Genomic DNA, 11,270 nt, shown 5'->3' on the forward strand with positions numbered 1-11,270 from the left:
GTGTTCTGCGTCAGGACATAGGAAACGCATCTGTCAGGACATAGGAAACGGTGCGGGCGGGAGCCTGGGCCGTGTCCAAGGTCAGGCTGGTCGTGATGGCGGTAGTCCTCGAGGGACGTTCGCAGGCGGACGTGGCCCGCGACTACGGGCTGTCGAAGGGGTGGGTCTCCAAGCTCGTCGCGCGCTACCGCACCGAGGGCGAGGCCGCGTTCGAGCCACGCTCGCGGCGCCCGAAGACCTCACCGGGCGCGATCCCGGCCCCGACCGTCGAGCTGATCATCAGGCTCCGCAAGACGCTCACCGAGCAAGGGCTGGACGCCGGACCAGACACGATCGCCTGGCACCTGGAGCACCACCACCGCACCGTGGTCTCACTGTCGACGATCAGCCGCTGCCTGACCCGCCACGGCCTGGTCGAGCCCGCCCCCAAGAAGCGGCCGCGCTCGTCCTACATCCGGTTCGCGGCCGAGCTGCCGAACCAGACCTGGCAGGCCGACTTCACCCACGTCCGCCTGGCCGACGGCACCGACATCGAGGTCCTGACCTGGCTGGACGACCACTCCCGCTACGCCCTGACGGTCACCGCCCACCAGCGGGTCACGGGCCCGATCGTCGTCTCCGCGTTCCGCGCCGCCACCGCTGAGCACGGGATCCCCGCCTCGACCCTGACCGACAACGGCATGGTCTTCACCACCCGCCTGGCCGGCGGCCGCGGCGGACGCAACGCTCTGGAGGCCGAGCTCGCCCACCTGGGCGTGACCCAGAAGAACTCCAGACCCAACCACCCGACCACCTGCGGCAAGGTCGAACGCTTCCAGCAGACGATGAAAAAGTGGCTCGCGGCCCGACCCGACCCGCCCGCGACCATCAGCGCCCTGCAGGCACAGCTCGACACCTTCGTCGACCTCTACAACCACCATCGGCCCCACCGGTCCCTGCCCCACCGAGCCACACCCGCGACCGCCTACACCACCCGCCCCAAGGCCCTACCCGCGACCTCACACGACCCGATCACCCACGAACGCATCCGCCACGACCGCGTCGACACCTCCGGCGTCGTCACCCTGCGCCTGGCCGGCCGCCTGCACCACATCGGAATCGGCCGAACCCACGCCCGAACCCACGTGATCATGCTCATCCAGGACCGACACATCCGCGTCGTCCACGCGACCACCGGCGAGCTCCTGCGCGAGCTCACCCTCGACCCCACCCGCGACTACCAACCCCAGAAACGCCGAAACGGGCCGAACCCATAGGTTCGACCCGTTTCCGATCTCCTGAGAGATCACATGGGTGCCCGCGGCAGGAATCGAACCTGCGGCCTTCTGCTCCGGAGGCAGACGCTCTATCCCCTGAGCTACGCGGGCGGGGCGGTGCAGAACACTACCAGCCGACCGCGGCGCCGGCCGACCGCCGCGGCTCGCTCTTCGGAACGCCTCACTCGAGCCCGACGGCCGCGGGCTCCTCGTGCGCGAAGAGGCCGTTGGTGGCCTCGCTGCCCGCCTCGGCGGGCCGCAGCTCCTCGCCGATGAGGTCGGACAGGTAGCGGTCGATCTCGCGCATGGCCGCCTCGGGCTCCGCCTCGGCGATGGCCTCCACGAGGGCGTGGTGCGAGTCGTCGTCGTGCGCCGGGTGCTCGAAGTTGAAGCGGATGTTCTCGCTGATCGCGTCCTGGAGGTTCTCGTAGAGCGCGAGCAGCACGGGGTTGTGCGCAGCCCGGGCCACGGCGCGGTGCAGCGCGAGGTCGACCTCGACCATCCGGTCCAGCTCACCGCTCGCGTAGGCCTCGGCGCGGCTGTCGCGCAGGGCCCGCAGCTCGGCCACCTCGTCCTCCGTGCGCCGCAGCGCCGCGAGCCGCGCGGTCTCCACCTCGAGGCTGCGACGCACCTCGAGCACGTCACGCTGATGGGCCCCGGCGATCTGCCGGCCCATCGCGTTGCCGAGCTCGGAGTCCGAGATCACGTAGGTGCCCGATCCCTGCCGCCGCTCGAGCATCCCGGCGTGTACGAGGGACTGCACCGCCTCGCGGACGGTGTTGCGGCCGACGCCGATGCGCTCGGTCAGCTCGGGCTCGGCGGGGATCCGCGTGCCGACCTCCCAGGCGCCGGACGTGATCTGCTGCCGCAGGCGCCCGACGGCGAGGTCGATGAGGTTGGTGCGGCGGCTCATCGCGTCTCCGGACATCTCGGGGGTGGGACGCAGTCAACACCGCCGGGCGGTGCTCGCGCGACCTCCGCGCCTCGTGCGACCGCCCGCGACCATCCGCGGCGGCCCCGCGGGACGTGAGATCCCGGGGCGGCCGACGTCCCGGTCACGTACAGTCGCCCGGTCCTCGTCCCCGAGCGACAGGTCGTGATGCCTGCACCGCAGAGCGCGCCCCAGGGCGCGCCCGAGCCCCCGCGGCACCCCTGGCGCAGCCGCATCCTCGTGCTGGTCGGCATCCTGCTCGTGGCGCTCAACCTGCGCATCGCGATCGCGTCGGTGTCGCCGATCCTCGACCGGGTCGAGGACGACCTGAGCCTCACCGACGCGCAGGCCGGCCTGCTCGGGACGATCCCCGTCGCGTCGTTCGCGCTCTTCGGCTCGCTCACGCCCGCGCTCGCCCGCCGGTTCGGCCTCGAGCCGCTGCTCGTGGCCGCGATGCTGCTCTCGGCCGGCGGTGAGGTGGTCCGGGCCACCGTGACGACGTCGTCGGCGTTCCTGGCCTGGTCCGTCATCGCGCTCGCCGGCATGGGCATGGGGAACGTGCTCCTGCCCCCGATCGTCAAGCGCTACTTCCCCGACCGCATCGGCCCGGTCACCGCGGCGTACTCGGTCGCGATGTCCTTCAGCACGGCGCTCCCCCCGCTGCTCGCGGTGCCGGCCGCGGAGCGCCTCGGCTGGCGCACCTCGCTCGGCGCGTGGGCCGTCGTCGGGCTGGTGGCCGTGGTGCCGTGGGTCGTGGTCATCGCGCGGTCGAGCGCCGCGCGGACCGGGCTGCGCGACGTGCTGCGCCGGGCGCCGTCGACCACACCGCGGCTCGAGTCGCGCCACCGGCGTCGCGGACGCGTGTGGCGCAGCCACCTCGCGTGGGGGCTCGCGATCGCGTTCGCGATGAACTCGCTCAACTCCTACGTCGTCTTCGCGTGGTTGCCCCGGATGCTCGCCGACGCCGGCTACGAGCCCGCCGCCGCAGGCTCGTGGCTCGCGCTCGTCGCGATCCTGGGGCTCGTCCCCGCCCTGGTCGCCCCGCCCCTCGCGGTGCGGCTGCGCAACCCCTACGCGGTGGTGGTCGTCTTCGTCACGCTCTTCGTCGCGGGCTGGGCGGGCATGCTGCTGGCGCCCGAGCACGCGCTCCCGTGGGCCGTCGGGCTCGGTCTCGGGGTCGGGACCTTCCCGCTCCTGCTCACGCTCATCAACCTGCGCACGCGCACGTCGGCGGGCGCGTCCTCGCTCTCGGGCTTCACGCAGGGCGTGGGCTACGCCGTGTCGGGCGTCGGGCCGCTGCTCGTCGGCGTGCTCTACGGCGCGACGGGCGGCTGGACGGCGCCGTCGGCCGTGCTCGCGGTCTCGAGCGCCGTGCTGCTCGTGGCCGGCTTCGTCGCGTGCCGCCCGGTGATGCTCGAGGACACGTGGGGCCGCCGCCCCGCGGACGACGTCGCGCCCGGACCGGCGACGGCCTGACCTGCTCGTCTCGATACCCTGGGGCAGTGACCCCCGCTGAGCTGTCCGAGGCGCTGCGCGCCGTCCTGACGTCCGCCGTCGAGGACGGTACCCTCCCCGTGCCGGCCGACGCCCTGCCGGCCACCGTGACGGTCGAGCGACCGCGCTCCCGCGAGCACGGCGACTGGGCCACCAACGTCGCGATGCAGCTGGCGAAGAAGGCCGGCATGCCGCCGCGCGCGCTCGCGGAGGCGCTCGCGGCACGGCTCGGCGAGGTCCCGGGCGTCGCGAAGGTCGACGTCGCCGGCCCCGGCTTCCTCAACATCACGCTCGACACGGCCGCCGCGGGCGGGCTCGCGCGCACCGTCGTGGAGGCGGGGGAGCGGTACGGGCGCTCGGAGGCGCTCGCCGGTCAGCGGATCAACCTCGAGTTCGTCTCGGCCAACCCCACGGGACCCCTGCACATCGGCGGCGTGCGCTGGGCCGCCGTCGGGGACTCGCTCGCGCGGATGCTCGAGGCGAGCGGCGCGGACGTCGCCCGCGAGTACTACTTCAACGACCACGGCGCGCAGATCGACCGCTTCGCGCGCTCGCTGCTCGCCCGGGCGAAGGGTGAGGACGCACCCGAGGACGGGTACGGCGGCCAGTACATCGCCGACATCGCCGCGCAGGTCCTCGCCGACGCCGCCGCGGCCGGCGAGCCGGACCCGCTCTCCCTGCCCGACGACGGGGCGCAGGAGGCCTTCCGCGCGCGCGGCGTCGAGCTGATGTTCGCCGAGATCAAGCAGGCGCTGCATGACTTCCGGGTCGACTTCGACGTCTACTTCCACGAGGACTCGCTGCACCGCTCGGGCGCGGTCGAGAAGGCGATCGCACGGCTGCGCGAGCTGGGCCACGTCTTCGAGGCGGACGGCGCCATCTGGCTGCGGACCACGGACTTCGGCGACGACCGCGACCGCGTGATCGTGCGGTCCGACGGCATGCCGGCGTACATCGCGGGGGACCTCGCGTACTACCTCGACAAGCGCGAGCGCGGGTTCGACCGTGTCGTGATCATGCTCGGCGCCGACCACCACGGCTACATCGGCCGGATGATGGCCATGTGCGCCGCGTTCGGCGACACCCCCGGGGTGAACCTCGAGATCCTCATCGGCCAGCTGGTCAACCTCGTGCGCGACGGCGAGCCGCTGCGGATGAGCAAGCGCGCGGGGACCATCGTCACGATCGACGACCTGGTCGGCGCCGTGGGCGTGGACGCCGCGCGCTACGCGCTCGCACGCTCGTCTGCGGACCAGTCCATCGACCTGGACCTCGACCTGCTCAGCCGCTCGACCAACGAGAACCCCGTGTTCTACGTGCAGTACGCGCACGCCCGCACAGCCAACGTCGCGCGCAACGCGGGGGACCTGGGCGTCCGCCGCGAGGACGGGTTCGACCCCTCGGTGCTCGACCACGTGAGCGAGTCGACGCTGCTGGCGAAGATCGGCGAGTTCCCGCGCGTCGTCGCGCAGGCCGCCGAGCTCCGCGAGCCGCACCGCGTCGCACGGCACCTCGAGGAGGTCGCCGGCGCCTACCACAAGTGGTACGACCAGCGCCGCGTGACCCCGTTCGGCGACGAGGACGTCACCGACACGCATCGCACGCGCCTGTGGCTCAACGACGCGACCCGCCAGGTCCTCGCGAACGGGCTCGGGCTGCTGGGCGTCACCGCGCCGGAGCGGATGTGAGCACGCAGGAGGGCACGGCGACCGAGCAGCCGGCGACCGAGCGGCCGACCGAGCAGGCCGCGGCACGCGCGGTCCCGCCCCGGCTCGACCCCGCGGTCTGGCCGGCCACCGCGCGCGTGGGCGCCGACGGCGCCGTGAGCGTCGGCGGCGTCGACCTCCGCGCGCTCGCCGCCCAGCACGGCACACCCGCGTACGTGCTCGACGAGGCAGACTTCCGCACCCGCGCGCGCGGCTTCCGCACGGCGTTCGAGCACGCGTTCGCGCCGCTCGGCGTGGGCGTCGACGTGTACTACGCGGGCAAGGCGTTCCTCAGCGTCGCCGTCGCGCGATGGGCGCACGAGGAGGGCCTGCGGATCGACACGGCGACGGGCGGGGAGCTGGCCGTCGCGCTGCGCGCCGGCGTGCCCGGCGTCGACATCGGCCTGCACGGCAACAACAAGTCCGACGCCGAGATCGAGCGCGCGCTCGCGGCCGGCGTCGGACGCGTGGTGATCGACTCGCTCGCGGAGGTCGACCGCGTCGCCGACGCCGCCGCGCGGGCCGGGACCCGCGCACCCGTCATGGTCCGCGTCACGACCGGCGTCCACGCGGGCGGGCACGAGTACATCTCGACCGCGCACGAGGACCAGAAGTTCGGCCTGTCCGTGACCGGCGGTCAGGCGCTGGCCGCGCTGCGCGCGGTCCTCGGCCGCCCCGAGCTCGAGCTGCTCGGCATCCACTCGCACATCGGCTCCCAGATCCTCGACCCGTCGGGGTTCGAGGTCGCGGCGCGCCGCGTCATGGAGCTGCGCGCCGAGCTCGGCGCCCTCACCGGGCACCTCGTGCCCGAGGTCGACCTCGGCGGCGGGTTCGGCATCGCGTACGTGCCGGGCGACGTGCCGCTCGACCCCGATCGCGTCGCCAAGGACATGGCCGGGACCGTCGCCGAGGCGTGCGCCGCGCTCGGCACCGCGCCGCCGCGCATCTCGATCGAGCCGGGCCGCGCGATCGTCGGGCCCACCACGGTGACGCTCTACACGGTCGGCACCGTGAAGCCCGTGACGGTCTTGGCGAGCGGCGGACCGTCCGGCGACCTCGTCACGGGTGACGCCGGCGACGCCGCGGCGGACCGGCCGGGGGAGGACCTCGTGCGCACGTACGTCTCGGTCGACGGCGGGATGAGCGACAACCTGCGCCCCGCGCTCTACGGCGCGGCGTACACGGCCGCCGTCGTCTCGCGCGCCGCGCACGAGCGCACCGTGCCGGCGCGCGTCGTCGGCAAGCACTGCGAGAGCGGCGACGTCGTCGTGCGCGACGTCGAGCTCCCGGACGACGTCGCGACGGGCGACCTGCTCGCCGTGCCGGCGACCGGCGCGTACGGGCGGTCCATGGCGTCCAACTACAACCACGTCCCGCGCCCCCCGGTGGTCGCGGTGCGCGACGGCGTCGCCCGCGTCATCGTGCGGCGCGAGACCGAGGACGACCTGCTCGCGCTCGACCTGGGCTGACGCCCTCGGGCGTACCGCCGCGGGGCCGCGTCCACGGGCGGGACACCCCGACGGGCGCCGGACGGCCGCCCCTATCCTGGGTCCGCCCGCGGCCGTCCGGTCGTCGCGGGCCGCGCGGCCCGGCCCTCGCCGGCCGGTCGCGCACCACGGACCGGACGACGAGAGGTGGGCCCGGTGGCTGTCCCCGACGGCGCGGTGCGCGTCGCCCTGCTGGGTTGCGGCGTCGTCGGCACCGAGGTCGCGCGCCTCCTGCTGACGCAGGGCGACGACCTCGCCGCACGCGTGGGCGCACGGCTCGAGCTCGTCGGCATCGCCGTGCGGGACGCGTCGGTCCCGCGCGACCCGGTGGTCGACCCCGCGCTGCTGACCACCGACGCCGAGGACCTCGTGACGCGGGCCGACGTCGTGGTCGAGGTCATGGGTGGCATCGAGCCGGCCCGGGGCCTGCTCCTGCGCGCGATCGCGAGCGGCGCCGCGGTCGTGACCGCCAACAAGGCGCTCCTCGGCGCGGACGGGCCCACGCTCTACGCGGCCGCCGACGCGGCAGGGGTCGACGTCTACTTCGAGGCCGCGGTCGCCGGGGCCATCCCGCTCGTGCGTCCCGTGCGCGAGTCGCTCGCGGGCGACCGCGTCACGCGCGTCCTCGGCATCGTCAACGGCACGACGAACTACGTGCTCGACCAGATGACGACCACCGGGCTCGACCTCGACCAGGCCGTGAAGCAGGCGCAGGAGCTCGGCTACGCGGAGGCCAACCCGACCGCCGACGTCGAGGGCTACGACGCGGCCGCGAAGGCGGCGATCCTCGCGTCGCTCGCGTTCCACACACGCGTCGCCGTCGACGACGTGCACCGCGAGGGCATCCTCGCGGTCACGGCCGAGGACGTGGCGTGGGCGCAGCGCACCGGCCACGTCATCAAGCTCCTCGCGATCGCCGAGCTCGCACGGCCTGCTGCGGCGGACGAGGGGACGGCGGAGGGGCGTGGCGGCGAGGACGCGGGCCGGCGCGGCGTCGTCGTGCGCGTCCACCCGGCGCTCGTGCCGCTCGACCACCCGCTCGCCGGCGTCCACGGCGCGTTCAACGCGGTGTTCGTCGAGGCCGAGTCCGCGGGCGAGCTCATGTTCTACGGCCGCGGCGCGGGCGGCGCGCCGACGGCGAGCGCCGTGCTCGGCGACGTCGTCACGGTCGCCCGGCACCGCGTCACGGGCGGCAAGGGACCGGTCGAGTCGAGCTACGCCGAGCTGCCCGTGCACGGCGTCGGCGAGGCCCGCACGCGCTACCAGGTGCTGCTCCGCGTCGAGGACCGCCCCGGGGTCCTCGCGCAGGTCGCGCAGGCGTTCGCCGCCCGCGGCGTGTCGATCGAGGCCGTCCGCCAGGGCGTCGCCGCCGCGGGCGACGACGGCGCGCAGGCGGACATCCTCGTCGTCACCCACCAGGCCCGCGACGCCGCCCTCTCGGCGACCGTCGCCGACATCGCCGGCCTGCCGGTGGTCCGGTCCGTCATGTCCGTGCTGCGCGTCGAAGGAGCCTGAGTGGCCCACCAGTGGCGAGGCGTCATCGCCGAGTACGCCGACCGTCTCCCTGCCCACCTGACCGAGCGGGTCGTCACCCTGCGCGAGGGCGGCACGCCGCTCGTCCCGGCGCCCGCGATCGGCGAGCTCGTCGGCGCGGAGGTGCACCTCAAGGTCGAGGGCATGAACCCGACCGGGTCGTTCAAGGACCGCGGCATGACGACGGCGATGTCGGCAGCCGCCGCGCGCGGCGCGCGCGCCGTGGTGTGCGCGTCGACCGGCAACACGTCGGCGTCCGCGGCGGCGTACGCGGCGGTCGCGGGGATGACCTGCGCCGTCCTCGTGCCCGACGGCAAGATCGCGATGGGCAAGCTCAGCCAGGCGGTCGCGCACGGCGCGCGGCTGCTCCAGGTCGACGGCAACTTCGACGACTGCCTGGTCGCGGCGCGCAAGCTCGCCGAGGCCTACCCGGTCGAGCTGGTCAACTCCGTGAACCCGGACCGCATCGAGGGGCAGAAGACGGGCGCGTTCGAGATCGTCGACAGCCTCGGCGACGCCCCCGACATCCACGTCCTGCCCGTGGGCAACGCCGGCAACATCACGGCGTACTGGAAGGGCTACCGCGAGTACGCGGCAGACGGCCCGGCGACCCGCACGCCGGCCATGTGGGGCTTCCAGGCGGCCGGCGCGGCCCCGATCGTGCTCGGCCACCCGGTGACCGAGCCGGAGACCATCGCGACCGCGATCCGGATCGGCAACCCCGCGTCCTGGGAGCAGGCGATCGCGGCCCGCGACGAGTCGGGCGGCCTCATCGAGTCGGTCACGGACGAGCAGATCCTCGCCGCGCACCGCCTGCTCGCGAGCAGGGCGGGCGTGTTCGTCGAGCCCGCGTCCGCCTCGGGCGTCGCCGGCCTCCTCGCGCTCGCCGAGGCGGGCCGCGTGCCCGCGGGCGCACGGATCACCGTGACCGTCACCGGGCACGGGCTCAAGGACCCGCAGTGGGCGCTGCGCACGGCGGACGGCTCCGAGGTGCGGCCCGTCCGCGTCCCCGCCGACGTCGTCTCCATCGCCGACGCGCTCGAGCTGGGCTGACCGTGCGGCTCGGCAGCGACCACGTCCGGGTGCGCGTCCCCGCCACGAGCGCGAACCTCGGTCCGGGCTTCGACGCGCTCGGCCTCGCCGTCGCGCACTACGACGAGGTCGAGGTCAAGGCGCTCGGCAGCGCCGAGGTGACGGTGGACGTGAGCGGCGAGGGTGCCGGCGAGCTGCCGACGGGGGAGGACCACCTGGTCGTGCGGGCGATCCGGGCCGCGCTCGACGAGCTCGGTGCGCCCCAGGTCGGGCTGCACCTGACGTGCGTGAACCGCATCCCGCACGGACGCGGCATGGGGTCGTCCGCCGCCGCCGTCGTCGCGGGCGTGCTCGCCGCGCGCATGCTGGTCGCCGAGCCCGAGGTGCTCACCGACACCGTGGCCTTCCGGCTCGCGTCCGCGTTCGAGGGCCACCCGGACAACGCCGCGCCCGCGATCCTCGGCGGCGCGACCGTCGCCTGGACCGCGCCGGACGGGCCGCACGCGACGGCGCTGCCCCTGCACCCCTCGGTCACCCCCGTCGTGCTCGTGCCGCCGCACGCGTGCTCGACGTCGACCGCGCGCGGCGTTCTGCCGCCGACGGTCCCGCACGCCGACGCGGCCTTCACCGCCGGCCGCGCCGCGCTGCTGGTGCAGGCGCTGTGCCACCGGCCCGAGCTGCTGCTCGCGGCGACCGAGGACCGTCTGCACCAGGGGTACCGCGCGCAGGTCATGCCGGGGACGGCCGAGCTCGTGCGCGCGCTGCGCGACGCGGGGCAGGCCGCCGTCGTGAGCGGTGCCGGGCCCTCCGTGCTCGTGCTCGAGGACGTCACGCGTGGCGACGAGGGCGCGCGGGCTCGCGCGGGGCTCCTGGGGCCCGTCGCGGCGGACGGCACGACGCCCTCCGGCTGGCGCGTGCTGACCCCCGGTGTCGCGACCCGGGGTGCGCTCGCGGAGCGCCTCTGAGGGCGACCCGCCGAACGGGGGGCACCGTCGGCGGGTGGGGGCCGCGGTGCTAGGCTGGCAGCATCCCCCCGGCATCACGAGCGGTGCTTGCGCATCCATCTCAGCGCAGAAGCCGCCGGCCTGGAGGACCAAGCCACCAGTCAGCACGGTCGACCATCGGCGTACGACCTCCCGTGGCTTGACCCGACCGGACGACGAGTCCGGTACGACCATGCGGCCCACCGTCACCGGAGTGCAGGCCGCCGACGAGGGGGAAGGATCCTTCGTGTCAGAGACCATCGAGGCTGTGGACGACGCTGCTGCGGCAGGCACCGGACGCAGCACGAGCCGCGGCGCCGCGCTGTCGACGCTGCGGCTGCCCGAGCTCCAGGCGCTCGCCGCCGAGCTGGGCGTCCCCAAGACCTCCGCGATGCGCAAGAGCGACCTGGTCACCGCCATCCGTGAGCGTCGCTCCGGCGGGGCCGCGACGCAGCGTCCCGCCGAGAGGTCGACCAGCGAGCCGACGACCGAGAAGCAGGCCGCCGAGAAGCCGATCGCCGAGAAGCGGACCGCCGAGAGGCCTGCTGCGCAGGCGTCCGGCCTCGAGCTCGGCGAGCCGCAGGCGGCCTCCGCCGACCGCGGCTCGCGCCGCCGCGTGCGCGACGGCGACACCGCCCGCGCACCGCGGGAGAACGGTGCGGCGACGCTCGAGCTGGACCTGCCCGTGCGCACCGACGCGCCGCAGCGGTCCGCGGAGCAGCAGCCGTCCGGGCAGCGCGACCAGGACCAGCAGACCGGGCGGGACGAGGACGGCGGCGCCCGGCGCAGCCGTGGTCGCGACCGCGCGTCGGCCGGCTCCGGCGACGAGTCCGCCGACGAGCGCGCCG

Annotated in this window: 9 protein-coding genes and 1 tRNA gene; 8 read left to right on the plus strand and 2 right to left on the minus strand. The window is 74.8% G+C overall.

Going from position 1 to position 11,270, the window contains the following annotated elements:
- Positions 1–71: 71 nt before the first annotated feature.
- A complete protein-coding gene (locus ICW40_RS16690; protein WP_221655138.1) occupies positions 72–1,256 on the plus strand; it encodes an IS481 family transposase in 1,185 nt (394 codons plus the stop codon).
- Between the two features lie 38 nt (positions 1,257–1,294).
- Here the strand turns inward: ICW40_RS16690 and ICW40_RS16695 are convergent.
- A tRNA-Arg gene (locus tag ICW40_RS16695) sits at positions 1,295–1,367 on the minus strand.
- A 70-nt stretch (positions 1,368–1,437) separates the two neighbouring features.
- Positions 1,438–2,169, minus strand: a complete 732-nt coding sequence (locus tag ICW40_RS16700) for a FadR/GntR family transcriptional regulator (protein ID WP_221655139.1) — start codon at positions 2,167–2,169, stop codon at positions 1,438–1,440.
- Positions 2,170–2,355: 186 nt separating this feature from the next.
- Between ICW40_RS16700 and ICW40_RS16705 the strand changes: the two genes are divergently transcribed.
- From ICW40_RS16705 to ICW40_RS16735, 7 genes are all read left to right on the plus strand, one after another.
- Positions 2,356–3,663, plus strand: coding sequence for an MFS transporter (locus tag ICW40_RS16705; protein ID WP_221655140.1), 1,308 nt, complete (start codon positions 2,356–2,358; stop codon positions 3,661–3,663).
- 26 nt (positions 3,664–3,689) lie between these two features.
- A complete protein-coding gene (gene argS / locus ICW40_RS16710) occupies positions 3,690–5,369 on the plus strand; it encodes an arginine--tRNA ligase (RefSeq protein ID WP_221655141.1) in 1,680 nt (559 codons plus the stop codon).
- A 116-nt stretch (positions 5,370–5,485) separates the two neighbouring features.
- Entirely contained in the window at positions 5,486–6,856 is a 1,371-nt protein-coding gene (gene lysA / locus ICW40_RS16715; RefSeq protein WP_221655146.1) for a diaminopimelate decarboxylase, read from the plus strand.
- A 165-nt stretch (positions 6,857–7,021) separates the two neighbouring features.
- A complete protein-coding gene (locus ICW40_RS16720; RefSeq protein WP_374199174.1) occupies positions 7,022–8,389 on the plus strand; it encodes a homoserine dehydrogenase in 1,368 nt (455 codons plus the stop codon).
- Entirely contained in the window at positions 8,390–9,460 is a 1,071-nt protein-coding gene (gene thrC / locus ICW40_RS16725; RefSeq protein ID WP_221655143.1) for a threonine synthase, read from the plus strand. It abuts the gene before it with no gap.
- Positions 9,461–9,462: 2 nt separating this feature from the next.
- On the plus strand, positions 9,463–10,404 hold the full coding sequence (gene thrB, locus ICW40_RS16730) for a homoserine kinase (RefSeq protein ID WP_221655144.1): 942 nt from the start codon (positions 9,463–9,465) through the stop codon (positions 10,402–10,404).
- A 265-nt stretch (positions 10,405–10,669) separates the two neighbouring features.
- A partial coding sequence (locus tag ICW40_RS16735; RefSeq protein ID WP_221655145.1) for a Rho termination factor N-terminal domain-containing protein occupies positions 10,670–11,270 on the plus strand: 601 nt, incomplete at its 3' end.

It is taken from the genome of Actinotalea ferrariae (assembly GCF_019733465.1).
GTDB lineage: Bacteria > Actinomycetota > Actinomycetes > Actinomycetales > Cellulomonadaceae > Actinotalea > Actinotalea ferrariae_A.

Excerpts from the sequence above, each read along its gene's own strand:
- ICW40_RS16705 (WP_221655140.1), top strand. The coding sequence starts at position 2,356 with ATGCCTGCACCGCAGAGCGCGCCCCAGGGCGCGCCCGAGCCCCCGCGG.
- ICW40_RS16700 (WP_221655139.1), bottom strand. The coding sequence starts at position 2,169 with ATGAGCCGCCGCACCAACCTCATCGACCTCGCCGTCGGGCGCCTGCGG.